Source organism: Pseudomonas sp. SORT22 (genome assembly GCF_018417635.1).
GTDB lineage: Bacteria > Pseudomonadota > Gammaproteobacteria > Pseudomonadales > Pseudomonadaceae > Aquipseudomonas.
The window spans coordinates 5,004,768-5,028,379 of record NZ_CP071007.1 but is presented as its reverse complement, the minus strand read 5'-3'; the positions used below and the strand labels follow the sequence as shown (position 1 = coordinate 5,028,379).

Annotated in this window: 24 protein-coding genes; 21 read left to right on the top strand and 3 right to left on the bottom strand. The window is 62.2% G+C overall.

Features of this window, described 5'->3' with window-relative positions; genetic code table 11:
• The first annotated feature begins 3 nt into the window (after positions 1–3).
• Entirely contained in the window at positions 4–1,296 is a 1,293-nt protein-coding gene (fahA, locus tag JYG36_RS23075; RefSeq protein ID WP_213602401.1) for a fumarylacetoacetase, read from the top strand.
• A 12-nt stretch (positions 1,297–1,308) separates the two neighbouring features.
• Complete coding sequence (maiA, locus tag JYG36_RS23070) at positions 1,309–1,935, top strand: maleylacetoacetate isomerase (RefSeq protein WP_093388023.1); 627 nt, start codon at positions 1,309–1,311, stop codon at positions 1,933–1,935.
• 28 nt (positions 1,936–1,963) lie between these two features.
• On the opposite strand, the gene JYG36_RS23065 is transcribed toward maiA, so the two are convergent.
• Positions 1,964–2,770 carry a SirB1 family protein gene (locus JYG36_RS23065; protein ID WP_213602399.1) on the bottom strand — a complete coding sequence of 269 codons (807 nt, stop codon included), beginning with the start codon at positions 2,768–2,770 and terminating at the stop codon, positions 1,964–1,966.
• A 125-nt stretch (positions 2,771–2,895) separates the two neighbouring features.
• Here JYG36_RS23065 and JYG36_RS23060 point away from each other — a divergent pair, with 125 nt between their 5' ends.
• A complete protein-coding gene (locus JYG36_RS23060) occupies positions 2,896–3,915 on the top strand; it encodes a Leu/Phe/Val dehydrogenase (RefSeq protein WP_045196126.1) in 1,020 nt (339 codons plus the stop codon).
• A gap of 7 nt (positions 3,916–3,922) precedes the next feature.
• Here JYG36_RS23060 and JYG36_RS23055 read toward each other — a convergent pair whose 3' ends face one another.
• Positions 3,923–4,186: a YebG family protein gene (locus tag JYG36_RS23055; RefSeq protein WP_045196128.1), complete on the bottom strand. Its 264-nt coding sequence runs from the start codon at positions 4,184–4,186 to the stop codon at positions 3,923–3,925.
• Between the two features lie 226 nt (positions 4,187–4,412).
• Between JYG36_RS23055 and JYG36_RS23050 the strand changes: the two genes are divergently transcribed.
• The 18 genes from JYG36_RS23050 (at position 4,413) to JYG36_RS22965 (ending at position 23,102) form a co-directional block, all read left to right on the top strand.
• Positions 4,413–4,919 (top strand): disulfide bond formation protein B, encoded by a 507-nt coding sequence (locus tag JYG36_RS23050; RefSeq protein ID WP_045196130.1) that lies wholly within the window; start codon positions 4,413–4,415, stop codon positions 4,917–4,919.
• A 565-nt stretch (positions 4,920–5,484) separates the two neighbouring features.
• Positions 5,485–6,429: a ubiquinol oxidase subunit II gene (gene cyoA / locus JYG36_RS23045; RefSeq protein WP_045196132.1), complete on the top strand. Its 945-nt coding sequence runs from the start codon at positions 5,485–5,487 to the stop codon at positions 6,427–6,429.
• A gap of 3 nt (positions 6,430–6,432) precedes the next feature.
• Positions 6,433–8,451 (top strand): cytochrome o ubiquinol oxidase subunit I, encoded by a 2,019-nt coding sequence (gene cyoB / locus JYG36_RS23040; RefSeq protein WP_045196135.1) that lies wholly within the window; start codon positions 6,433–6,435, stop codon positions 8,449–8,451.
• Positions 8,452–8,454: 3 nt separating this feature from the next.
• The gene (locus tag JYG36_RS23035; RefSeq protein ID WP_026001353.1) at positions 8,455–9,084 is read left to right on the top strand and encodes a cytochrome o ubiquinol oxidase subunit III; all 630 of its coding nucleotides are present in this window, start codon (positions 8,455–8,457) and stop codon (positions 9,082–9,084) included.
• Positions 9,085–9,417 carry a cytochrome o ubiquinol oxidase subunit IV gene (gene cyoD / locus JYG36_RS23030; RefSeq protein WP_038997063.1) on the top strand — a complete coding sequence of 111 codons (333 nt, stop codon included), beginning with the start codon at positions 9,085–9,087 and terminating at the stop codon, positions 9,415–9,417. It abuts the gene before it with no gap.
• 11 nt (positions 9,418–9,428) lie between these two features.
• Positions 9,429–10,316 (top strand): heme o synthase, encoded by an 888-nt coding sequence (gene cyoE / locus JYG36_RS23025; RefSeq protein ID WP_038997062.1) that lies wholly within the window; start codon positions 9,429–9,431, stop codon positions 10,314–10,316.
• 194 nt (positions 10,317–10,510) lie between these two features.
• The gene (locus JYG36_RS23020) at positions 10,511–11,506 is read left to right on the top strand and encodes an isocyanide synthase family protein (RefSeq protein WP_093388028.1); all 996 of its coding nucleotides are present in this window, start codon (positions 10,511–10,513) and stop codon (positions 11,504–11,506) included.
• Complete coding sequence (locus JYG36_RS23015; RefSeq protein WP_195885692.1) at positions 11,503–12,210, top strand: HAD family hydrolase; 708 nt, start codon at positions 11,503–11,505, stop codon at positions 12,208–12,210. Before JYG36_RS23020 ends, JYG36_RS23015 begins: the two co-directional genes overlap by 4 nt.
• 27 nt (positions 12,211–12,237) lie before the next feature.
• On the top strand, positions 12,238–13,998 hold the full coding sequence (locus JYG36_RS23010; RefSeq protein ID WP_213602397.1) for an isocyanide synthase family protein: 1,761 nt from the start codon (positions 12,238–12,240) through the stop codon (positions 13,996–13,998).
• A gap of 114 nt (positions 13,999–14,112) precedes the next feature.
• On the top strand, positions 14,113–15,246 hold the full coding sequence (locus tag JYG36_RS23005) for a hypothetical protein (RefSeq protein ID WP_093388034.1): 1,134 nt from the start codon (positions 14,113–14,115) through the stop codon (positions 15,244–15,246).
• Positions 15,247–15,359: 113 nt separating this feature from the next.
• Entirely contained in the window at positions 15,360–16,580 is a 1,221-nt protein-coding gene (gene alaC, locus JYG36_RS23000) for an alanine transaminase (protein ID WP_045196146.1), read from the top strand.
• A 180-nt stretch (positions 16,581–16,760) separates the two neighbouring features.
• Positions 16,761–17,135 carry a YkgJ family cysteine cluster protein gene (locus tag JYG36_RS22995; RefSeq protein ID WP_045196148.1) on the top strand — a complete coding sequence of 125 codons (375 nt, stop codon included), beginning with the start codon at positions 16,761–16,763 and terminating at the stop codon, positions 17,133–17,135.
• Positions 17,136–17,189: 54 nt separating this feature from the next.
• Positions 17,190–17,759 carry a GNAT family N-acetyltransferase gene (locus JYG36_RS22990; RefSeq protein ID WP_093388037.1) on the top strand — a complete coding sequence of 190 codons (570 nt, stop codon included), beginning with the start codon at positions 17,190–17,192 and terminating at the stop codon, positions 17,757–17,759.
• A gap of 88 nt (positions 17,760–17,847) precedes the next feature.
• Positions 17,848–18,366: a sigma-70 family RNA polymerase sigma factor gene (locus JYG36_RS22985; protein WP_045196152.1), complete on the top strand. Its 519-nt coding sequence runs from the start codon at positions 17,848–17,850 to the stop codon at positions 18,364–18,366.
• 6 nt (positions 18,367–18,372) lie between these two features.
• On the top strand, positions 18,373–19,347 hold the full coding sequence (locus JYG36_RS22980) for a FecR family protein (RefSeq protein WP_213602395.1): 975 nt from the start codon (positions 18,373–18,375) through the stop codon (positions 19,345–19,347).
• Positions 19,348–19,427: 80 nt separating this feature from the next.
• Positions 19,428–21,947, top strand: coding sequence for a TonB-dependent siderophore receptor (locus JYG36_RS22975; protein ID WP_213602393.1), 2,520 nt, complete (start codon positions 19,428–19,430; stop codon positions 21,945–21,947).
• Between the two features lie 73 nt (positions 21,948–22,020).
• The gene (locus JYG36_RS22970) at positions 22,021–22,548 is read left to right on the top strand and encodes a hypothetical protein (protein ID WP_052676506.1); all 528 of its coding nucleotides are present in this window, start codon (positions 22,021–22,023) and stop codon (positions 22,546–22,548) included.
• Positions 22,548–23,102: a hypothetical protein gene (locus JYG36_RS22965; protein WP_195885696.1), complete on the top strand. Its 555-nt coding sequence runs from the start codon at positions 22,548–22,550 to the stop codon at positions 23,100–23,102. Before JYG36_RS22970 ends, JYG36_RS22965 begins: the two co-directional genes overlap by 1 nt.
• Here the strand turns inward: JYG36_RS22965 and JYG36_RS22960 are convergent.
• Positions 23,099–23,581 carry a DMT family transporter gene (locus JYG36_RS22960; protein WP_045196159.1) on the bottom strand — a complete coding sequence of 161 codons (483 nt, stop codon included), beginning with the start codon at positions 23,579–23,581 and terminating at the stop codon, positions 23,099–23,101. The genes JYG36_RS22965 and JYG36_RS22960 overlap by 4 nt on opposite strands.
• Positions 23,582–23,612 lie beyond the last annotated feature (31 nt).

The window sequence follows — 23,612 nt, the reverse complement described above, 5'->3', positions numbered from 1 at the left end:
CCCATGAATCAGTCCGCCCTTGCCCGCAGTTGGGTAGAACACGCCAACGGCCACGGCGACTTCCCGCTGCAGAACCTGCCGCTGGGCATCTTCAGCCGCAAGGACCAGGCGCCGCGCTGTGGCGTGGCCATCGGTGATGCCATCCTCGACCTCGAAGCAGTGCTGGCCGCCGGCCTGTTCGACGGCCAGGCCCGCGCCGCAGTCGAGGCCACCCGTGGTGGTGCGCTGAACGCTTTCTTCGCCCTTGGTCGTGGCGCCCGGGTGGCCCTGCGCGAGCGCCTGCTGCAACTGCTCGGCGAGCACAGCGAGCACCAGGCCGCGCTCAAACCGCTGTTGTATGCGGCCAGCGAGTGCCAGCTGCACCTGCCGGCGCGCATCGGCGACTACACCGACTTCTATGTCGGCATCGAGCACGCCAAGAACGTTGGCAAGCTGTTCCGCCCCGACAACCCGCTGCTGCCCAACTATAAATATGTGCCGATCGGTTACCACGGCCGCGCCTCGACCATCCGCCCCTCGGGCACCGACGTGCGCCGGCCAAAAGGCCAGACCCTGCCCGCTGGCCAGAGCGAACCAAGCTTCGGCCCGTGCGCGCGTCTGGACTACGAGCTGGAACTGGGTATCTGGATCGGCCAGGGCAACGACATGGGCGATTCGATTCCGGTGGCCGAAGCCGCCGAGCACATCGCCGGTTTCTGCCTGCTCAACGACTGGTCGGCGCGTGACATCCAGGCCTGGGAATACCAGCCGCTGGGGCCGTTCCTGTCCAAGAGCTTCATCTCCACCGTTTCGCCGTGGGTAGTCACTGCCGAAGCCCTGGAGCCGTTCCGCTGCGCCCAGCCGGCGCGCCCGGAAGGTGATCCGCAGCCGCTGTCGTACCTGCTGGACAAACGCGACCAGGCCAATGGCGCTTTTGATATCGAGCTGGAAGTGCTGCTGCTGACCGAGCGCATGCGCGAGCAGAACCTGCCAGCCCATCGCCTGACCCTGAGCAACACCTTGAGCATGTACTGGACCGTGGCGCAGATGGTTGCCCACCACAGCGTCAACGGTTGCCAGTTGCAGCCGGGCGACCTGTTCGGCTCCGGCACCCTGTCCGGTGCCCAGCCTGGCCAGTTCGGCAGCCTGCTGGAAATCACCCAGGGCGGCAAGGAACCGGTCGAACTGGCCTCGGGCGAGGTGCGCAAGTTCCTCGAGGACGGCGACGAAATCATCCTGCGTGCCCGTTGCAAGCGCGACGGCGTGGCCTCGATCGGCTTCGGCGAGTGCCGCGGCAAGATCCTGCCGGCGCACTGAGAGGGCAGGGCCATGGAACTCTTTGGTTACTACCGCTCGACCTCATCCTACCGGGTGCGCATTGCCCTGGCGCTCAAGCAGCTGGAGGTCCAGCAGGTGCCGGTCAACCTGCTCAAGGGCGAACAGCGCGAAGCACAGTTCCTGGCCCTCAACCCGCAAGGGCGAGTGCCGGCGCTGAAGATCGACTCCGGTGAGCTGCTGGTGCAGTCGCCGGCGATCATCGAGTACCTGGAAGAAGTTTATCCACAACCCGCGCTGTTGCCCCAGGACCCGCTGCGCCGGGCCCAGGTGCGTGGCGTGGCGGCGCTGATCGGCTGCGACATCCACCCCCTGCACAACGTCAGCGTGCTCAATCAGCTGCGCGGCCTGGGTCATGACGACGCCCAGGTCAACCAGTGGATCGGCCACTGGATCAGCCAGGGCCTTGCCGCGGTCGAGCAGTTGATCGGTGACCAGGGCTTCTGCTTTGGCGACGAGCCGGGGCTGGCCGACGTCTACCTTGTTCCGCAGTTGTACGCCGCCGAGCGCTTCAATATCGACCTCAGTGGCTTCCCGCGCATTCGCCGGGTCGCGGCCCTGGCCGAGGCGCATTCGGCGTTTGCCCAGGCTCATCCGTCGAGGCAGCCCGACGCACCATAAATCATGCTGCTCAGCCCGGAGCAGAATGTCAGTGCACCGATTGCGACGCTGGCGGCAGATGGCTCAGGCGTTCCGTCAGGCGCAAGCGCTGGATTGGATCGTCGCTGAGCAGCAAGGCGTGCTCCAGGTCGAAGCGTTCGGCCTGGGGGCACTCCAGGTGCTGATACAGGGTGGCGCGGGCCATGTAGTCGGCGGCAGTGCCAGGGCCTAGCTGCAACACCCGTTCAGCGTCCTTCAGGGCTTCGAGATGATCGTCGTGGCTGGCGTGCAGCTGGCGCAGGTTGCGTGACAGGCGCTGGAGCATCTGCAGCGGGCTGGCGGTCAGCAGGTGGTCGGCGCTCAAGGCCAGTTGCGGGCCGAACTGACGGCCAAGCAGCTCGCGGCAATCGGCCGGGTACAGGCGTCGGCCGCCACAGGGGTCGAGCAGATGGTCGGCACCGGGCACGCGCAAGAGAAAGTGCCCGGGGAAGTTCACTCCCTCAAGAGGGATCGACAGGCCGCGAGCCAGTTCCAGGCTCAGCAAGGCCAAGGCCAGGGGCTGGCCGCGGCGGCGTTGCATGACTTTGTCGAGTAGCGCCGCCTGGGGCCGCAGCGGGTGGTATTCGTCCTGCTGGAAGCCCAGGGCGTTGAGGCGGCGTAACAACGGCTGGGCCAGTTCGCTGAGCGGCAGCATCGGCAGCCCGGCGCTGACTTCCTGCTGCAAGGCCTGAACCTCGGCCATGACGCGCGCAGGCACCACGCTGTCATCGTGCTCGGCAGCGATCCACAGCGCCGCCTCCAGCAAGGCGACCGGGTCACGTTCAAGGCAAGCCAGACAGGCACTACGTGGGTTCATCACAACCTCCGCTCAAGCTTCTGTTGTAGCGCTGGCGCGGCCTTTCGTCCAGTGGTCCGAGTGTTGTCATCGGGGTGTAAAGCGCGACCTATACTGGGATCAGCACCTCATCGAGGAGCCTGCCGATGTTCGCTCTCATGCAAAGCACTCGCACGCAGTCGCTGCACCTGTGCATCGACCCGCCGACCGGCCTCAAAGCAGTGGTCGCCATTCATAGCGAACACCTGGGCCCGGCCATGGGAGGCTGTCGCTACCTGGCTTACCCGGACGACGACAGCGCCATGGTCGACGCCATTCGCCTGGCCCAGGGCATGAGCTACAAGGCCGCCCTGGCCGGGTTGCCGTTGGGTGGCGGCAAGGCGGTGATCATTCGCAACCCCCATGTGGAAAACCGCGCGGCCTTGTTCGAGGCGTTCGGGCGCTTCGTCGAAACCCTGCAGGGGCGCTTCATCACGGCCGTGGACAGCGGCACCTCGACCCTGGACATGGACTGCATCGCCCAGACCACCCAACACGTCACCAGCACCACCGCTGCCGGTGATCCGTCACCCCATGCGGCCATGGGCGTGTTCGCCGGCATTCGCGCCACCTCGATGGCGCGCCTGGGCAGTGACAACCTCGAAGGCTTGCGCATCGCCGTGCAGGGCTTGGGCAATGTCGGCTACGCCCTGGCCGAGCAGCTGCATGCCGCGGGCGCCGAGCTATTGGTCAGTGACCATGACCCGGGCCGGGTGCAACTGGCAATCGAGCAGTTCAATGCCCGGCCGGTGGCCAACGAGATGTTGATCAGCACGCCCTGCGACATTTTTGCCCCGTGCGGGGTAGGGCCGATACTCACCGGCCAGAGCGTGATGCAGTTGCGCTGTGCGGCGGTGGCGGGGGCGGCGAACAATCAGCTGACCACCCTGCAGGTGGCCGACCAGCTGGAAAGCCGCGGCATTTTGTATGCGCCCGATTACGTGATCAATGCCGGCGGGTTGATCTATGTGGCGCTCAAGCACCGTGGCGAGGACCTGGGCACCATTACCGCGCACCTGGCGCGCATTCCCTCGCGCCTGACCGAAGTGTTCGCCCACGCCCAGGCGGAAAAACGCTCGCCGGCGCGAGTGGCGCAGATGCTCGCCGAGCAGATGATCTACAACTGAACGGCGCCTACTCGGCGGCGCCCTCGGCGAGCAGCTCGGACAGGGCGTCGGGCTGGCTCTTGAAGGCCTTGGCGAACACGTCACGGTTTTTCGCCATATAGATACCGGCATCCTCGACCTGCTGTTCGCTCAGCGACGGCACGGCTTTTTTCAGGACCTCGGCCAGCAGCTCGGCCAGCTCCAGCATCTTGTCGTGACGGTCTGCTTCGGCTTTATCCATGAACAAGCGCTCCAGGTCGCGGCTGCTGCGGTATACCACTTCGACGGCCATTCATCACCTCACATGCCTTTGGTAATCGATGTATTCGATACTGTTTATTTGTACAGTGTTAATGATAGGGTAATCCACAGGACTAAGATAGTGGCAAATCAGTATTCTGCTGTTGCCCATTCTTCACCAGGGCCTGGGACGGCACTTTTGCCGCTCTCTATGGTCTGCTTCAGCGTGTAGAATTGCGCATCGGCAGTCGAGCCATCCAGTCTACGAAGGAACAGCAATGAACGAGCAAACATCGCGCCTGAATCGGGAACGGCGCTTTCTGGTACTGCTGGGGGTGATCTGCCTGGCGCTGATCGGCGGTGCGCTGTACATGCAGATCGTGCTCGGCGAGGCGCCATGCCCGCTGTGCATCCTGCAGCGCTATGCGTTGCTGCTGATCGCCGTGTTTGCCTTCATTGGCGCAGCCATGCCCGGCAAGCGCAGCCTGACCCTGCTCGAAGGCCTGGTGGTGCTCAGCGCCATTGGTGGCATCGCCGCTGCCGGTAACCACGTGTACATCCTCGCCAATCCGGCGGTCAGCTGCGGCATCGACACCTTGCAACCGATCGTCGACGGCCTGCCGCTGGCCTCGGTGCTGCCGCTGGTGTTCCAGGTCGATGGCTTCTGTTCCACGCCGTACCCGCCGGTCATGGGTCTGTCCCTGGCGCAATGGGCACTGGTAGCCTTTATACTGACCGCCGTACTGGTACCCCTGGGCATCTACCGCAACCGCCGTCAGGCTTAGACAAAAGTCATGTATTGACGCAAGCCTGTTGTGCAATCAGGTTTGCAAAGTTTGTCGCACCAAACTTGATCCTGATCAAGTTCTAACCCTTGTAGAACGGGCGTTCCAGGGGTATTGAAAGGGGTGCGACAAACTGTCGCGAAACTGATTTTTCGGGCGCGATTGTTACACAATTGGTAAAGGACTGTTGCTCAATAAGTCATAGTCAACGATAGGTTACCTATCTACAATCGCCCCCAATTTCCGTTCGGCACCGCTTGCGAGTCGCAGGATTAAAGGAGCTCCAGGGCTCTTTTCGCTGACTCTGACGAGCATCGCCTGCGGCGATGCCGGGCTGACCCCCCTCCGTGATTTCCCGCACCAAATGGAATTGGTCTGAACACAGGCCTGTTGCCTACTGAAGTCAAAATAATAAACACCGCAATACCCGGTTTATGCCGAGCCGCCGCAGCTGGCCTCAAGGTATGACCGTATTCGATCCCATAAATGCTGACGCTTGGCAGGACGAAGTGTTGGCGACCAAAACACAAATTGCATTGAAGCAAGCTGCTCTAGAGGTCGTGAGATGAGTAAAAAGCGTTACCCCAGACTGTTTGGCATTCTGCCCTTTTTAGGCATGCTTTTACTCAGTGGGTGCAACTGGACCCTGCTCGACCCGAAGGGCCAGGTCGGCATTGAGCAAAAGAACCTTATCCTGATCGCTACCGGCTTGATGTTGCTGGTGGTGATTCCTGTCATTTTCATGACCCTGGCGTTTGCCTGGAAGTACCGCGCTTCCAACAAGGCAGCCACCTACACCCCGGACTGGTCGCACTCGACCAAGATCGAAGTGGCGGTCTGGACCATCCCGGTGCTGATCATCATTGCCCTGGGTTACGTGACCTACAAGACCACCCATGAGCTGGACCCGTATCGTCCGCTGGTTTCCGACGTGAAGCCGGTGCAGATCGACGTGGTCGCCCTGGACTGGAAATGGCTGTTCATCTACCCGGAACAAGGCATTGCCACGGTCAACAAGATCGTCTTCCCGGCCAACACCCCGGTCAACTTCCGCGTGACCTCGGATTCGGTGATGAACTCCTTCTTCATCCCGGGCCTGGGCGGGCAGATCTACGCAATGGCGGGCATGACCACCAAACTGCACCTGATCGCCAACGAGAACGGTGAGTTCGACGGTATCTCCGCCAACTACAGCGGTGCTGGTTTCACCGGTATGAAGTTCAAGGCAACCGCCACCTCCCAGGCCGATTTCGAAGCATGGGTGAACGAAGTCAAGCAATCGCCTAAAAAGCTGGATGCCGCTGAATACGCAGCATTGGCCAAAACAAGCGAAAACAATCCAGTCGCGCTGTACAGCGTGGCCTCGCCTGAGCAGTTCCAGTCCATCGTCGACAAGTACGAAGGCATGAACCGCGGCCGGCCGGTCCACGAACAAGAGCAGAGCAAAGAAGCGGCCGGTACCGAAGGGATGGACGTGAGTATGCATTCAGCTGCTGGGGCAGAGGAGTAAGAGATGTTCGGTAAACTAAGTCTGGATGCGATTCCGTATCACGAGCCGATAGTCATGGTGACGCTTGCCATGATCGCGCTCGGCGGTCTCGCGCTCGTTGGTGCTATCACCTATTTCAAGAAGTGGACCTACCTGTGGTCCGAGTGGCTGACTTCGGTCGACCACAAGAAGATCGGGGTGATGTACATCATCGTCGCGATGATCATGCTGCTGCGCGGCTTTGCCGACGCCATCATGATGCGCACGCAGCTGGCCATGGCCACCGGCGGATCCGAGGGCTACCTGCCGCCCGAACACTATGACCAGATCTTCACCGCTCACGGTGTGATCATGATCATCTTCATGGCAATGCCATTCTTCACCGGCCTGATGAACCTGGCCCTGCCTCTGCAGATCGGTGCGCGTGACGTTGCCTTCCCGTTCCTCAACTCCCTGAGCTTCTGGCTGCTGGTGTCCGGCGTCGTGCTGGTCAACGTCTCGCTGGGTGTTGGTGAGTTCGCCAAGACCGGCTGGGTCGCATATCCACCGTTGGCGGGTATCCAGTACAGTCCTGGCGTGGGTGTCGACTACTACATCTGGGCGCTACAGCTATCGGGCCTGGGTACGACGCTAACGGGTGTCAACTTCCTCGCCACCGTGCTGAAAATGCGCGCGCCTGGCATGAAGCTGATGGACATGCCGATCTTCACCTGGACCTGCACCTGGGCCAACGTGCTGATCGTCGCTTCGTTCCCGATCCTGACCGCTGCACTGGCTCTGCTGACCGTTGACCGTTATCTGGACTTCCACATTTTCACCAACGAGCTTGGTGGGAACCCGATGATGTACGTCAACCTGTTCTGGGCCTGGGGTCACCCTGAGGTTTACATCCTGATCCTGCCGGCCTTCGGCGTGTTCTCGGAAGTCACCTCGACCTTCGCCGGCAAACGCCTGTTCGGCCACAAGTCGATGATCTACGCTTCGGGCGCGATCGCGGTACTGGGCTTTGCGGTATGGCTCCACCACTTCTTCACCATGGGTTCGGGCGCCAGCGTCAACACCTTCTTCGGTCTGGCGACCATGCTGATCTCGATCCCAACCGGGGTGAAGCTGTTCAACTGGCTGTTCACGATCTACCAGGGCCGTCTGCGCTTCACCGCGCCGATCATGTGGACCCTGGGCTTCATGGTGACCTTCTCGATCGGTGGTATGACCGGCGTACTGCTGGCTGTTCCAGGTGCTGACTTCGTTCTGCACAACAGCCTGTTCGTAATCGCTCACTTCCACAACGTGATCATCGGTGGTGCGGTATTCGGCTACATCGCCGGCTTCGCCTTCTGGTTCCCGAAAGCCTTCGGTTTCACCCTGAACGAGAAGTGGGGCAAAGCTGCCTTCTGGTTCTGGATCTCCGGTTTCTACGTGGCCTTCATGCCGCTGTACGCACTGGGCTTCATGGGTATGACCCGTCGTCTGAACCACTCCGACAACCCACTGTGGGAACCCTACCTGTACGTAGCCGTTGTCGGCGCCGTGCTGATCCTGTTCGGTATCGCTTGCCAGCTGATCCAGCTGTACGTGTCGATCCGCGACCGCAAGGACAACATGGACGTGACCGGCGACCCATGGGGCGGCCGTACCCTGGAATGGTCGACTTCGTCGCCACCACCGTTCTACAACTTCGCCACCATGCCTGAGAAAGTCGGCCTGGATGCCTGGCACGAAGCCAAGGAAGCCGGTGTTGCCTACAAGGTTCCAGCCAAGTACGAAGCGATCCACATGCCGAACAACACCTCTACCGGTGTGTTCATGGGTGCCTTGCTGACCGTGTTCGGTTTCGCCTTCATCTGGCACATCTGGTGGCTGGTCGGCGCAAGCCTGATCGGTACCATCGCGGTCTTCGTCGCCCACGCTGCTCGTGACGACCAGGGTTACATGGTTCCAGCCGAGGAAGTGGCGCGCATCGAAGGTGAGCGCATGAAGTCCCTGGGCCTGGCTACCGGTACCCCGGTTGGCGCACGTGTCGAATCGTTTGAACGGGTTTAATCAATGTCCAGTCATGTAATTAACGCTGATACTCATGCTCATGGTCACGACCATGGGCATGACGACCACCACCACGACTCGGGCCAGATGACCGTATTCGGTTTCTGGCTGTACCTGATGACCGACTGCATCCTGTTTGCGTCGCTCTTCGCCACCTACGCGGTGCTGTCCGGCAGTTTTGCCGGCGGCCCGTCGGGTCACGACATTTTCCAGCTGGACTTTGTCGCGGTCGAAACCGCACTGCTGCTGTTCTCGAGTATCACCTTCGGCTTCGCCATGTTGCAGATGTTCAAAGGCAACAAGGGCGGCGTGCTGGGCTGGCTGGCTGTCACCTTCCTGTTCGGTGCCGGCTTCATCGCGATGGAAGTCTATGAGTTCCATCACCTGATCGCCGAGGGCTTCGGCCCGCAGCGCAGTGGCTTCCTGTCGGCGTTCTTCGCGCTGGTCGGTACCCACGGTCTGCACGTAACCGCAGGTCTGATCTGGATGGCGGTGATGATGTACCAGATCAACAAGCACGGTATCACTGGCACCGCCAAGACCCGCATGAGCTGCCTGAGCCTGTTCTGGCACTTCCTGGACGTGGTCTGGATCTGCGTGTTCACCGTCGTGTATCTGCTGGGGGTTCTGTAAATGGCTAACGCACATAACAGCCACGCCGAGGGCAACCACGGTAGCGTCAAGTCCTATGTGATCGGTTTCATCCTGTCGGTCATCCTGACAGCGATTCCGTTCGGCCTGGTGATGTTCCCGAGCATGCCGAAGGACATCACGATCATGGTCGTGGTGGCCCTGGCGGTCATCCAGGTCGTGGTTCACCTGGTGTACTTCCTGCACATGGACCGTTCCGCCGAGCAGCGCTCCAACGTGTCGACCTTCATGTTTACCGTGATGGTCATTGCACTGTTGGTCGGCCTGTCGCTGTGGATCATGTTCAGCATCCACACCAGCATGATGGCGAAGTGAGGTAAGACGACATGTCCGTTAAGCACTTTATCCAAATCACCAAACCGGGGATCATTTTCGGTAACGTGCTTTCTGTGGCAGGCGGTTTCTTCCTTGCCGCGCAAGGGCATGTCGACTTCATGCTGTTCCTGGCCACGGTGATTGGCACTTCGTTGGTGGTGGCGTCTGGTTGCGTGTTCAACAACTGCATCGACCGTGACATCGACATCAAGATGGAGCGCACCAAGAACCGGGCGATGGTCCAGGGCCAGATCTCGCTGAAAGTCGCGCTGGCCTACGCCACCCTGCTCGGGGTGGCCGGCCTTGGCCTGCTGTATGTGCAGGCCAATGCTCTGGCAGCGTTGTTCGGCCTGATCGGCTTTGTCATCTACGTCGGGTTCTACAGCCTGTACCTCAAGCGCAAATCGGTGCACGGCACCCTGGTGGGCAGCCTGTCCGGTGCCATGCCTCCGGTGATCGGCTATTGCGCGGTAAGCAATAGCTTCGACCTGGCTGCACTGACCCTGCTGGTGATGTTCAGCCTGTGGCAAATGCCGCATTCCTACGCCATTGCGATTTTCCGCTTCAACGACTACCTGGCCGCATCGATTCCGGTGCTGCCGGTCAAGCGCGGGATCCTGGTGGCCAAGAAGCACATCCTCTGGTACATCGTGGCGTTCCTGGTAGCGACCCTGATGCTGACCCTGGGTGGCTACGCCGGCATGAGCTACATGGCCGTAGCCGCGGCCATGGGCATGTACTGGCTGTACATGGCCTGGACCGGCTACAAGGCTGTCGATGACCGCCTGTGGGCACGCAAGCTGTTCGTGTTCTCGATCTTCACCATCACTGCCCTGAGCGTGATGATGTCGCTGGACACCAAAGTGCCGACCGAGCTGCTGCTGACTTACGCGCACTGATTCATCAGCGTGTAATGAAAACGCCCCAGGCTGCGAAGCCTGGGGCGTTTTTGTTTGTGCGGCGTTTCTACAAACGACCGAAACTGCTGTTGACAAGTACCCCGTGTTTGCCGGATTTTATCGCCGCGCAGGTAAGGAGTATCTGCGCAGGGCCAGAGGATGCTGGCCGTGATTCATCACACAAGGGACTGTTCATGACCGAGCCAAACGCCGTTGCTCAACGGGCGTGCCTCGCGCTGTTGCGCGAACGCCACACTTCCGCTCATTTCGACACCGCCTTGCAGGTGCTCGATTGCCTGTTCCGTCGTCGCAGCCTGGCGCCCGGGCAGGATGACGAGCTGTCGGCCGAGGTGCTCGAACCGCATCTGGATAAAGTCCTCACCGCCATCGAAGCCGGCCAGCGCATCGAGATGGTTCTGCCAGCCTTCCCGGGCAAATCGCCGAACCGGCAGAAAACCCTCAGCCACCTGCCAGACCTTGCCGAGCGCCACGCTATCGACGAGCTGCAGCAGCTGTGCGCGGAAATCCAGGCCCTGTACGCACCGGGTGCGTTGATTCACATCTGCTCCGACGGCTATGTGTTCTCCGACCTGGTGCGCGTGCCGGATGAGCACGTCAAAGCCTACACCGACGAGATCCAGCGCTACGCCGAGCAGCACTACCCGAACAGCTTCGCCCTGTTCGATCTCAAGGATGCCTATCCGCAACTGGGTTGCCTGGACTCCATGCGCGAAGAGCTGATGATCGAGTACGGCCAGTCGCTGATTGCGCTGGGCCAGCGCTTTCAGGACGAGCCACACATGATGCTGATGTACTGCGGCATCCACCGCTTTCTGTCCGAGGATTACTCAGGCCTTGGCGAGTTCGCCGGCATGAGCCTGAACGCGGTGAAGAAGATCGCCAAGCCGGCCTCGCAACGGGTGATCCAGCGCAGTGAAGCCTGGAGTGCCTTGCTGCAGGCGCGTTATCCACAGTGCCTGCGCCTGTCGATCCACCCGCAGTTGGCGGTATCGGCGAAAATCGGCATTCGCCTGGTGCCTACCAGCGACCTCTGGCGTACGCCCTGGCACTCGGTGGCGATCAAGCGTAGCGGGGTGGTGATGCTCGACAAGCGCAGCAACATCGATGAGCGCTACAGCCGCCTGGTGTTCCGCCAGGGCCGTCCTTGCCACTACGCCAGTGCGCAATGATGCCGGTAGCGCTGGCGGCTGATGCGGTGATCTTCGACCTCGACGGCACCCTGGTCGACACCTTGCCCGATATCGTCTGGTGCCTGAACCACGTGCTGCAAGAGCAGGGCTACCCGCCGCTGTCACTGGAGACCATCAGTGCCTACGTAGGCGGCGGTACCGGGGCGATGCTCGAGCGGGTTGCCGCGCGCCTGGGGATTGTCGACGACAAGGCTCTGCATGAGCACTACATCGCCTGCTACCAGCAGCACCTGGTGCAGTTCTCGCGACCGTTCGATGGCGTGCCGGAGCTGCTTGAAGGCTGTCGCCGGCTGCAACTGCCGATGGCCATCGTCACCAACAAGGCCCATGACATGGCGCTGCAGGTGGCTGCGCAGCTGTTCCCGTCGGGTACCTTCGAGCTTGTCCTTGGCCAGCGCCGCGGCCACCCGCTCAAGCCGCAGCCTGACGCGGCTCTGGAGGCGGCCCGCTACCTGGCCGTCGAGCCCGCGCGTTGCCTGTTTGTCGGCGATACCGTCATCGATCTGATGACCGCGCGGGCGGCCGGCATGCACTGCGCCGCCGTGACCTGGGGCTATGGCCCGGTCTATGCCCTGCAAGCACAGGCGGCGGATCTTTACTGCGAGCAGCCGGCAGAGCTGTTGCGGGCCCTGCAACAGGCACTCACTTCTTGCATGGCTGGCACTCTCGCCAGCCAACGTTGAAACACCACCTCTCAAGGAAGAAAGGTCATGCAACACAAGGACACCTGGATCAAGGCGGTCAGCGACGTGCTGGCGGGTTATCTGCTCAAGGACAATGACGATCGCTTTGACGCGGCGGGCAGGGCCAATCTGGCCGTCAGCCTGGCCCGCTTCTACGATCAGCAGGCGCCGGTGCGTCTGGTGCTGCCGGGCTTCCCGTGCAAGTCGCCGAACGCCCGCGACCAGACCTTCGGCACGATGCCGGATTACGGCGAAGCCATGGCCATCGAGCGCCTCGACCAACTCGGCCAGGACATCGCCGCGCTGCACGCGCCGGGCTGCGTGGTGTCGATCCTCAGCGATGGCACCACCTTCAACGACATCGTTGGTGTACCTGATGACCTGCGCAAAGCCTACAACCAGGCCCTGCGCGAGTTGTGCACCACCCACACGATCAACTGGGTGAGCATGGAAGACCTGTTCCCCCAGGCCAGCAGTGCCGATGCCGTACGCGCGACCCTGGTCAAACAGGCACGTTTGCCGTGGAAGAACGTCGAGGCACTGATCGAGCAGAGCCGCCATGATGAAACCCTCAGCCACGCCCACGACAAGCTCTGCAGCCACCTCTACAACGACTTGCGCCTGTGCCGCGAAGCTGGGCAGAGCGAAGACGAGCACCTGCAGCAGATCGGCTACAAGGCCTACCAGATGATGTTCCGCGGCCAGGCGTTGAATGCCGCGGTCAATCGCTTCTTCCCCGACGACATCCGCCTGTCGGTGCATCAGTACGACAATGCCGGGCCAAAATTCACCGTGGCCCTGGCCGACGGCCTGACCCGGGTGTCCAGCCCCTGGCATGCGGTGCCGGTGCGCTACCTGGATGGCAGCCAGACTCTGCGCGGCCGTGCCGAGGTGGACATCGACAAGCATGTGCTGGTGCAGTACCAGGGGCGCCCGTGGCTGTACCACGAGAGCACCGGCGAAGCGCTGCAGGGCTTCGAGTTCGAGCTGCAGAAGCGTCCGTTGTTCGGCTTGGTGGTACGTGACCCGTTGGGGCTGGGCTTCGAACGTTTTTCGACGCAGCTGCTCGAAGCGCTGGTGGAGACCTTCGGCTTTGTCTGCCTGCGTGGCTGCCGCTTCGAAGACCGCGACAGCTTTGCCCGCGACTGCGAGCGCTTTGGCACCATCTACCAGTGGGCGTTCGGCAAGGTGCATGTGGTCAAGCCGGCGGACAAACCCGAAGGCGTGGTGCACTCGCTGGAAAAGACTCCATTGCATTGGGACCTGAACATGCTGCCGGACAGCGATGCTCAGGTTCAGCGCGATCCGAAGTTCTGCGCAAGCAAGTTCATGCTCTATTGCAAGACTGCGCCGCAACCGGGGGAAGGGCAGACCACCATCGTCGACAGCCGCAATGCCTTGCGCAAGGTTGGCAACCAGGTGGCGCGGTTGTGGCAGGCGGTTGATATCACCTATTACACGCGCATGACTTACTTTGGTGGGTCGCCGCGTCACTACAGCCTGGTCGACCTGCACCCGCGCACCGGCGAACGCATTCTGCGCTATCAGGAAGGCACCGACTCCAGCCTGCAGACCTTGAGCCAGGAGGTGCAAGGCTTCGAGGCGCAGGCCCAGCAGGCCCTGCTTGAGCAGCTCAATGCCCTGGTCTACGACGATGAATGCCTGATCGCCCATGATTGGGTCGAAGGTGATCTGGTGCTGATCGACAACTACCAGACCCTGCATGGCCGCTTGCCTATGTCGCCGGCCTCGGCCTCCCGTGAGCTGTGGCGGGTTCAGGTGTACTGAGCCGAACACTCCCTGGCAGCGGCTCGGTGCCCGCTGCCCGGGAGGCTTTCCGCCTGCCGCGGGTGCTGTGCCGGCGGTAGCGTGTCGTGATCTTCAACCTGACAGGATCATGGCATGAGTGTTTTGACCGTGTATTTTTGCGGCACCGGGTCGCACCGATTCGACGACAACAACCCCAACTTCTGGAATGGCGAGCTGGTTTCGACCCTCGCTTCAAACGACCAGGGCAAGGAGTATGCCCACTGGATCGCCGTCGATGGCCCGGGCAGTGGCAACCTGCAAGCCGATGAACTGTTCGTCGAACCCGGTGGTTATTACAACTGGAACCAGACCTTGTTCGGCAAAGGCTGGGAGGAGAACGTCCAGCACGCACTGCAGATCATCAAGGGGCAGAGCAACTGGCAGCGCACGGAACTGAGCGAGGAGGAGTATCAGCGCCTGAAGGCTGCTGGCATCCCTATCCCCAACTCGACCGCTACGGCGTCCTGGTTCTGGCGCACCTACAACTACGGCAATCGCAAGATTACCCCGCAGTTGCTCCAGGAGCAGATCATCAAGCAGTTTCGCAAGGAAGGCGTCATTCCCACCCAGGTCAACCTGGTGGGGTGGAGCAGGGGCGCCGTCAGCTGCCACATGCTGGCCAATGCCATGCTTGGCGACAGTGAGCTGAAAAAGCTTCCAGTGAATATATTCGCCATCGATCCGGTGCCGGGCATTGGTAACTTCGACCGCCATCGCGTGCAACTGGGCGAGAACGTCAAACAGTACGTAGGTTTCTTCTCCCGCGACGAGCGCTCCAAGGGCTTTGCCTGCGTAATTCCCAAAACCCATGACGCCACCCGTTGCCATGTCTACCCGATGCCGGGGCGCCACGCCACACTGGTGGGCAACGCGGCCGCCGACGGCGCCGCTGGCGGCAAGGTACTGGCCGAGCCCGGGCTGATCGTTCGCCATTTTGCCGAAGTCTGCCTGACCCGCTGGGGCGTCAAATTGCAGAAGATGCTTAACCTCAACGAACGTGACTTGCAGGCCTATCATCAGGTGCTTGAGCGTGATGAAAGCAAGTACCAGGCAATGCGCAAACATTCCTATACCTTGCTGACCGAAGCTGAAAAGGGTGAGCGCGCCGTTTCGCTGGGCAACCAGGGTACGGGTTTTTCAGCGGTGAAAGGCAGCGGTCTTATGCCTACCGAGGGCCTGGCTGCAGCCGTGAAATGGCAGGCATCGTCCTACAAGGAAATCCGTTAACGCCTGTTTTTGTGCTGGACAGCGCGGCGGTCGAGGCCCTATCTTCTGCTTCGGCCACCGCAGTGGCCAACGTCGCTCGGACGGTTCCGGGCGCTTACGTCTTCGAGGAAGCCATGGCTGACCAAGGTTCGCCGCGCCGCTTTGCGCGCATTGATCGTCTCCCCCCCTACGTCTTCAACATTACCGCCGAGCTCAAGATGGCTGCACGCCGTCGTGGCGAAGACATCATCGACCTGAGCATGGGCAACCCCGACGGGGCCACGCCGCCGCACATCGTTGAGAAACTGGTGCAGGTCGCCCAGCGCGAAGACACCCACGGCTATTCGACGTCCCGCGGCATCCCGCGCCTGCGCCGGGCGATTTCGCGCTGGTACAAGGACCGCTACGAGGTCGAGATCGACCCGGAAAGCGAAGCCATCGTCACCATCGGCTCCAAAGAGGGTCTGGCGCACCTGATGCTCGCCACCCTCGACCATGGCGACACCGTGCTGGTACCCAACCCCAGCTACCCGATTCACATCTACGGCGCAGTGATTGCCGGTGCCCAGGTGCGTTCGGTGCCGTTGATTCCGGGCGTGGACTTCTTTAACGAGCTGGAGCGGGCGATCCGCGAATCCATTCCGAAACCGAAGATGATGATCCTCGGCTTCCCGTCCAACCCGACCGCGCAGTGCGTCGAGCTGGACTTCTTCGAGCGGGTGGTGGCCCTGGCCAAGCAGTACGACGTGCTGGTGATCCACGACCTGGCCTATGCCGACATCGTCTACGACGGCTGGAAGGCGCCGTCGATCATGCAGGTGCCGGGGGCCAAGGACATTGCCGTGGAGTTCTTCACCCTGTCCAAGAGCTACAACATGGCCGGCTGGCGAATCGGCTTCATGGTCGGCAACCCCGAGCTGGTCAGCGCCCTGGCCCGCATCAAGAGCTACCACGACTACGGCACCTTCACCCCGCTGCAGGTCGCGGCCATTGCTGCCCTGGAAGGCGATCAGCAGTGCGTGCGCGATATCGCCGAGCAGTATCGCCAGCGCCGCAACGTGCTGGTCAAGGGCCTGCACGAGCTGGGCTGGATGGTCGAGAACCCCAAGGCGTCGATGTACGTCTGGGCGAAGATTCCCGAAGAGTATGCACACCTGGGCTCGCTGGAGTTCGCCAAGAAGCTGCTGGCCGAGGCCAAGGTCTGTGTGTCGCCGGGCATCGGCTTTGGTGACTATGGCGATGATCATGTGCGCTTTGCCCTGATCGAGAACCAGGACCGTATCCGCCAGGCGGTACGCGGTATTCGCCAGATGTTCCGGGCTGATGGCATCGGCAGCAAGCCGGCCCAGAAGTAAGCACTGACCCGGGCGCGGGTCAAACCTGTTCCTACAGCTGGAGCAGGTTTTTCCCGCGAAACAACCGTCCGTCAGCGGCGATTTATTTCTGCATTACCCCCCTTCTCAAACACCCGGCAAAGCATAGAATGGCGGCGGGTTTCTCCCTATAACGATAATCAACCTCCCCCCCTTCTCATCATGTCCGAACATAATCCTTGTTTGAACTGCGGCGCCTGCTGCGGGTATTTCCGTGTGTCTTTCTTCTGGGGTGAGTGCACGTCGGCGGGTGGTGTCGTGCCCGACGATCTGGTGGTCCAGATCAGCCCCAGCCGCGTTGCGATGATCGGCACCGACAGCAAGCCCTGTCGCTGCATCGGGCTTGAGGGCGAGATCGGCAAAGGGGTCAGCTGCAGCCTGTATGAACAGCGCTCAACCCCTTGTCGCGAGTTCGATGCGGCCTGGGTCAATGGCGAAGCCAACCCCAGCTGCGATGCCGCCCGTGCCGCCTATGGCCTGCCACCGCTGGAGGCCAACGAGCCGATCTGGCCGGACGAGGGCGCCGAAGTCGCCTGAGGCGTGACTTGAGGGTTACACTGCCGGGTTGATGAATCGGACAGGAGGTCCCGCGTGACCCGCATGTACAGTTTTCCCGCTGACCTGTGCCTCGAAAGCCCGCGCCTGCAACTGCGCCCGATGGTGGCCGAGGATGCTGCGGCGTGGTTTGCCATCATGGCCGATCCGCAGGTCATGCGTTACTGGAACCACGGCCCCTGGCAAGTGCTGGCAGAGGCCCAGGCAGCACTGGCCGAAGACCGCGACGCATACGCCGCCGGGCAGATGCTCAAGCTGGGAATCTATCGGCGCGACAATGGCGAGCTGATCGGCATGACCCAGCTGTTCAACCTGGAGCCCACCTCGCGCCGTGGCGAAATCGGCTATTGCCTGGCCAGCTGCGCGCAGGGCCGTGGCTACATGGACGAGGCACTGACCTGTTTCATCGATTACCTGGCCCATGGCCTGCACCTGCGCCGGCTGGAGGCCGAGATCGACCCGCGCAACCAGGGGTCGGCGCGTACCCTGGAGCGCCAGGGTTTCGTCCTTGAAGGGCTGTTGCGCCAGCGCTGGTGCGTGGCCGGAGAGCTTTCGGACTCGGGGCTGTACGGGCTGCTGCTCGATCAGGCGCCGCTGGACGGTTGAATCCTGGCTGCTGCCTGGCGGTTGCGTTGCGGTCGGGCATCTGGATATTATTCGGAACAATTCTCACTTACACACTTGCGAGTGCGCCATGTCCGTCGCCGAGCCGCCGCTGCAACGCGCGATCCACACGCTGTATTGCGAGCACCATGGCTGGTTGTTCAACTGGCTGCGGCGCAAGTTGCGCTGTTCACAGCATGCGGCGGACCTGGCACAGGACACCTTTGTACGCATTCTCGGCTCGCGCGACACGCTCCTGGGTATTCGCGAGCCGCGTGCCTTCCTCAGTACCACGGCGCGGCGCCTGATCATCGATCGGGCACGTCGCCAGCAGATCGAAGACGCCTACCTGCGCGAACTGGCCCTGACTGTCGAGGTCATGGAGGGCCATCAGTCGCCCGAGCAGATCCTCCTGACCCTGGAGGCGCTGGAGCAGATTACCTTCATGCTCGAGGGCTTGCATGAAAAGGCCCGCCAGGCCTTTGTCGACTATTACCTGGACGAGCTGAGCCAGGTGCAGATCGCCGAGCGCCTGCAGGTTTCGCCACGCATGGTGCGCAAGTACCTGATGCAGGCCCTGGTGCATTGCCACCAGGCCGTTAATGTTTGATTGCCGATGACGGCCCAAGCGTCAATCGAACAGCACGCCGCCGAATGGATTTTGCGCTTGGGCGAGGGTGAGCTGAGTGAGGCAGAGCGCCAGGCGCTGGAGGCCTGGCGTCGGCAGGACGCTCGCCATGAAGCCACCTTCACTCGCATGCAGGCGATCCTCGAACAGATGCACAGCCTGCGCCCGCAACGCCAGCCGGTGCGCGCCGCACTGCGCACGCCTGCAAATGCCCAGCGGCGCGCGCAGTACCCACGACGGGTGCTGTTGGGCCTGGCTTTGCTGGCAGCACTGGGCGTGCCCCTGAGCCTGTCCGGCTGGCATCCGCAAAACCTGCTGGCCGACCTGCACACCGCGCCAGCGCAATGGCAGAGCCACACGCTGAGCGACGGCACGCGGGTCATCCTCGAAGGCAACTCGGCCCTGGACTTGCGCTTCAGCGCCCACGAGCGACGTATCGAACTGTTGCGCGGCAAGGTGCTGGTGGATGTCGCGCACGACAGCAGCCGGCCTTTCGTGGTGGCCACCGCCGACGGCACGTTCCAGGCCCTGGGCACGCGCTTCGTGGTTGCCCGTGGCGGTGCCGGCAGCGAACTGACCATGCTCGAATCCCAGGTGATGGTGCGCAGTGCCGAGCAGGACAAGTCGCTGGCGGTGGCCAAAGGCGGGCGGGCCTGGGTTCGCCGGGATGACCTGGGGCTGCTGGCCAGTATTGATCCGGCCAGTGTTGACCAGGCCTGGCAGCGTCATCAACTGGTGGTTGAGCAATCGCCGCTGGTGGATGTCCTCGATGCCCTGGCCCGCCAGCGCCGCGGCCATCTGAGCTTTGACCGCAAGGCGCTGGCTGATCTGCGGGTGTCGGCAGTGCTGCCGCTGGACGACAGCGAGCGGGCCCTGCAGCTGCTGGCTGAAGTGCTGCCGATATCGATTCATTCGCATACGGCCTGGTGGACGCGTATCGAGCGCCGCAGTGCTGATAAGTAATTGTTCACGACTGGTTCCTCATTCTCATCTTGGCCCGTCCTTCTAGAAGCCAACATGATTAAACAAGGAGCCTTTTCACCATGCGCCGATTTACTGGCCGCCCCGTTTTGAGCCCTCTGGCGCTCTGTGTACAGCTGGCCTGCAGCGGCCTGCTGCTGACTGCAGTCGCTGTGCCAGCAATGGCCCAGGGTCAACAACAGCGCTTCGACGTGCCTGCCGGTGCGCTGAGCACAGCGCTCAACCGCTTCGCCCAGCAAGCCGGCGTCGCCCTGGCCTTCGATCCGGCTGATTTGGCGGGGCGTAACACAGCCGGCCTGCAGGGCAGCTTCGCCCTTGAAGACGGTTTTGCCCGCTTGCTCGAGGGCAGCGGCTACCGTATTGCCCAGGGTGACAACGGTTATGTGTTGCTACCGCAAGCCGCTGCACCGGCAGCCCAGGTGCTGGAGCTGGGGGTCACCACGGTGGCCGGCCAGGGCATGGGCGAAAGTACGGAAAATACCGGCTCCTATGCCCCGGGGCTGATCAGCGTAGGCTCCAAGTCACCGACCAGCCTGCGCGAAACGCCGCAGTCGGTGGCGGTGATCACCCGTCAGCTGATCGAAGACCAGCAGCTCACCGACATCAACGAAGCGATGAAGGCGACACCGGGAGTGATTACCCAGAGCACGACTTTCCGCATCCAGGATTTCATCTCGCGCGGTTTTTCCATCCAGAACCTGCAGATCGATGGCGCCGCCCCGCAGGCGCTGGGCACGGCCATGGGCTCGTTCTATTCGTCGAACATCTTCGACCTGGCCGAGTTCGACCACGTCGAGGTGCTGCGTGGTAGCGGGGCCTTGTTCGGCGGCTCGGGCGACCCGGGCGGGATCATCAACATGGTGCGCAAGCGGCCGATGTCCGAGAACCAGCTCAAACTGAGCCTGTCGGCCGGCAGCTGGGACAACTATCGCCAGGAACTCGACATCACCGGGCCCATGGGCTGGGACGGCCGCTTGCGTGGGCGCCTGGTGGTGGCCAACACCGACCGCCAGTACTTCATCGACAAGCGCAGCACGGAAAAGCCGCTGGTGTACGGCGTGATGGAAGCCGACGTGAGCGATGACACCATGCTCACCTTCGGCGTGCGCTACAACAAGTCCCATGAGAACGGCACCAACGCCGCTGTGCCGCGCTACAGCAATGGCGCCGATCTGGGCCTGCCACGGCACACCGGCCTGACCCAGTCCTGGGCATTCACCGACACCACGGCGCGCGAGTATTTCGCCAAGGTCGACCATCGCTTCAACGACGACTGGATACTCAACCTGTCGTACACCAACATCTGGGATGTGTCCTGGTTCAAGACCGCGTCGACCCTCAATGCGGTTGACCCGATCAGCGGCAGCGGCGTGACCTGGTACGGTACCCAGAGCCGCCAGGAAAACGAACAGCACCTGTACGACGTCAACCTGGCCGGCAATTTCCAGGCCTTTGGCCTGGATCACCAGCTGATACTGGGGGCTGACTACCAGCGCATCGACAGCCGCTGGCTGGGCACCGCGCCACATCCCGGCTTTGGCGGGCCGGTGAATGTCTTCGACCCCGACGCCACGCCCTGGCCGGAGCCTGCCAACCACACCGACTACAGCCGCGACTACAACCCCAACGCCCAGCGTCAGTACGGCCTTTACTCCAGCCTGCGCCTGCAACTGGCCGAACCGCTGCACCTGATCCTCGGTGCCCGCGCCCAGCGTTACCACTTCGAGCAGATGTACCAGACCCGCACCGGCGAGCAATGGAACGTGGCTTCGCAAGTCGACCAGCGCATCGGCACCAAGCTCACGCCGTTTGGTGGCGTGGTCTATGACCTTGATGACCAGTGGTCGGCCTACGCCAGCTACTCGCAGATCTACAAGCCACAGGCCAACAAGCTGGCCGGCCCGCAACCGGGCAGCCCGTTGCAGCCGATGACCGGCAAGACCTACGAGACCGGCCTCAAGGGCGAGCTGTTCGACGGCGCGTTGAACACCAACATTGCCTTGTACTACACCACCCGTGAAAACGAAGCGGTGCGTGACCCGCGCTTCACCTCGGCGAGCAATCTGTTTGCCGGCAGCTGCTGCTACCTGGACAACGGTGAAGTGGTCAGCAAGGGCATCGATATCGAAGCGTCGGGGGAACTGCTGCCGGACTGGATGCTGATCGGTGGCTATACCTTCAACCTCAATCGCAACCGCAGTGCCAATACCTCGCTGAGCACGGTGATGCCCAAGCACCTGTTCAAGCTCTACACCACTTACCGGCTGCCGGGTGTGTTGCAGGACTTCAAGGTTGGTGGCGGCGTGCAGGCGCAGAGCGCGACTTACGTATCCGGCACCACCAACCGTTTCAATGGCGATGGTTCGATCGCCGAGCGTGATGTGCCGTTCGACTTCACCCAAGGGGGGTATGCGACCTGGAGTGCACTGGTCGAGTACAAGGTCGACGAGCACTGGGACCTGACCCTCAACGGCAACAACCTGTTCGACAAGAAGTACTACCAGACCGTGGGAACCTCCACCTATGGCAACTACTACGGCGACCCCCGCAACTTCATGCTGACCCTGCGCGGCACCTACTAAGCGCCGGGCGACTTTGCGCAGGCCACCGGTCTGCGCTATTGTCGCGCGCTCTTTTACCAGCAAGGATTGCCTGGTGCCGTTCAATTATCTGACCTTAAGCCTGGCCTGCTACCTCACCAGCCTGTTCCTCCAGGCCTGCGCCCGTGAGCACGACGTAATGCGCGGCATGCACGCCCTGGCCCTGGGGGTGTTGAACGGGTCCTTCTGGTTTGCCAACCCACTGTATTTCGCCGCCCTGGTGATGCACCGGACCAAGCCGCAGGTAGCCCTGTACCTGGGCTGCGCGGCGTTGGCGCTCAGTGGCCTGATGGTGCCGCTGGGCTGGCTCGGCTTGACCCCGGTGCCTGATTCGGCCAACGGACCGGGGCTGCTGATCGGTTACTACGTGTGGCTGCTGGCGATGCTGGTGTTCATTCTCGGCCAGTGGCGTTACCGCCACGAACCTGCGGACAGCAGCAAGGTGCCGCTGCTGGGCTGGCCGGCCTGGGGGCTGGTCGCCGGCATCGTGTTGACCGTGCCGCTGGCCTTCACGCCCTGGAGTAAAGTGCCGTTCCGCTCGGCCCCCGAGCCAACCTCGTGCATTGAATGTGGAGGCAATTGATGGCCCGCTTTTACGTTGCGATCACCCTGGCGCTGTACCTGCTGAGTCTGAGTTGCAAGGCCATTCACCTGTCGGCCGATGGCTCTTTGCATGCCCTGCAGGTGCTGTTGCTCGGGCCTTGGGGCATCGTCATGCAGATCTACGGCTGGTTTGCCAACCCGTTGCTGGGGCTGGCGATCCTTGTGCACCGGCGTTGGCGCTGGCTGGCCCTGGTGCTTGGCCTCGGCGCCCTGTACCTGGGCCTCAGTGCCTTGATGGTGGAGCGCTTGCCCGACAATCACAGTTACAGCTTTCTCGACGTTACCGGTTTTGGCCCGGGTTATTACCTCTGGTTGCTGTCGATCAGCTTCTTCTGCGTCATGCAGGCCTGGTGGTGTCGGCAGGGGCTCAAGGGCGCGCAGCTACCCGGTTGGAATTGGCTGGATGGCGGCCTGGCAATCGTATTGAACATTGTCATCGTCTACGCCATCCAGACCCCCAGCCTGCACTTTCAGATAAAGAAAGTGATCGAACCGCCGCCACCACCGATCGAGATCGACAAGGACGCCATCTAGCGGGCGGACGCCGAGGTTCCCCACTGCACTACCAGCATGCCGACCACGATAAGCCCGACCCCGGCCAGGCGCAGGCCGTTGACCGGGCGTTCGGGCAAACCCATCAGGCCCCATTGGTCGATGATCAACGACGACAGCACCTGCCCGGCAATTACGCAAACGATGAAGCCGGCGGCGCCCAGCCTTGGCGTCAGCACCAGCGCGGCGGTGATGTAGGCAACCCCGGCAACGCCGCCCAACCAGGCCCACCAGGGCGCTTGGGCCAAGGCATTGAGTTGTGGCAGCGGCGCCCGCAAAACCAGCAATGCCGGGATCACCATCAGCACACTCACCGCCAGCGACACCAGCGACGCCCACAACGGGTGCCCGAGCAGGCGGCCGAGCGCTGCGTTGCTGCCGGCCTGGAAGGGCACGGCGGCGCCGGCCAGCAGGGCGATGGTCAGGGGCAGCAAGGTGGCGGTGATAGCGGGCAGGTTCATGGCATGGCTCTCAAAAGTGGCTTGCCAAAGT

Bases quoted from the DNA above. Each gene is read 5' to 3' on its own strand.
- fahA (WP_213602401.1), top strand. From the start codon at position 4: ATGAATCAGTCCGCCCTTGCCCGCAGTTGGGTAGAACACGCCAACGGC.
- cyoE (WP_038997062.1), top strand. From the start codon at position 9,429: ATGTCCGTTAAGCACTTTATCCAAATCACCAAACCGGGGATCATTTTC.
- JYG36_RS22985 (WP_045196152.1), top strand. From the start codon at position 17,848: ATGTCCGTCGCCGAGCCGCCGCTGCAACGCGCGATCCACACGCTGTAT.
- JYG36_RS22980 (WP_213602395.1), top strand. From the start codon at position 18,373: ATGACGGCCCAAGCGTCAATCGAACAGCACGCCGCCGAATGGATTTTG.
- JYG36_RS23050 (WP_045196130.1), top strand. From the start codon at position 4,413: ATGAACGAGCAAACATCGCGCCTGAATCGGGAACGGCGCTTTCTGGTA.
- cyoA (WP_045196132.1), top strand. From the start codon at position 5,485: ATGAGTAAAAAGCGTTACCCCAGACTGTTTGGCATTCTGCCCTTTTTA.
- JYG36_RS23065 (WP_213602399.1), bottom strand. From the start codon at position 2,770: ATGAACCCACGTAGTGCCTGTCTGGCTTGCCTTGAACGTGACCCGGTC.
- JYG36_RS23055 (WP_045196128.1), bottom strand. From the start codon at position 4,186: ATGGCCGTCGAAGTGGTATACCGCAGCAGCCGCGACCTGGAGCGCTTG.
- JYG36_RS22995 (WP_045196148.1), top strand. From the start codon at position 16,761: ATGTCCGAACATAATCCTTGTTTGAACTGCGGCGCCTGCTGCGGGTAT.
- JYG36_RS23020 (WP_093388028.1), top strand. From the start codon at position 10,511: ATGACCGAGCCAAACGCCGTTGCTCAACGGGCGTGCCTCGCGCTGTTG.
- JYG36_RS22965 (WP_195885696.1), top strand. From the start codon at position 22,548: ATGGCCCGCTTTTACGTTGCGATCACCCTGGCGCTGTACCTGCTGAGT.
- JYG36_RS23010 (WP_213602397.1), top strand. From the start codon at position 12,238: ATGCAACACAAGGACACCTGGATCAAGGCGGTCAGCGACGTGCTGGCG.
- alaC (WP_045196146.1), top strand. From the start codon at position 15,360: ATGGCTGACCAAGGTTCGCCGCGCCGCTTTGCGCGCATTGATCGTCTC.
- JYG36_RS22960 (WP_045196159.1), bottom strand. From the start codon at position 23,581: ATGAACCTGCCCGCTATCACCGCCACCTTGCTGCCCCTGACCATCGCC.
- maiA (WP_093388023.1), top strand. From the start codon at position 1,309: ATGGAACTCTTTGGTTACTACCGCTCGACCTCATCCTACCGGGTGCGC.
- JYG36_RS23015 (WP_195885692.1), top strand. From the start codon at position 11,503: ATGATGCCGGTAGCGCTGGCGGCTGATGCGGTGATCTTCGACCTCGAC.
- cyoD (WP_038997063.1), top strand. From the start codon at position 9,085: ATGGCTAACGCACATAACAGCCACGCCGAGGGCAACCACGGTAGCGTC.
- JYG36_RS23060 (WP_045196126.1), top strand. From the start codon at position 2,896: ATGTTCGCTCTCATGCAAAGCACTCGCACGCAGTCGCTGCACCTGTGC.
- JYG36_RS23005 (WP_093388034.1), top strand. From the start codon at position 14,113: ATGAGTGTTTTGACCGTGTATTTTTGCGGCACCGGGTCGCACCGATTC.
- cyoB (WP_045196135.1), top strand. From the start codon at position 6,433: ATGTTCGGTAAACTAAGTCTGGATGCGATTCCGTATCACGAGCCGATA.
- JYG36_RS22975 (WP_213602393.1), top strand. From the start codon at position 19,428: ATGCGCCGATTTACTGGCCGCCCCGTTTTGAGCCCTCTGGCGCTCTGT.
- JYG36_RS23035 (WP_026001353.1), top strand. From the start codon at position 8,455: ATGTCCAGTCATGTAATTAACGCTGATACTCATGCTCATGGTCACGAC.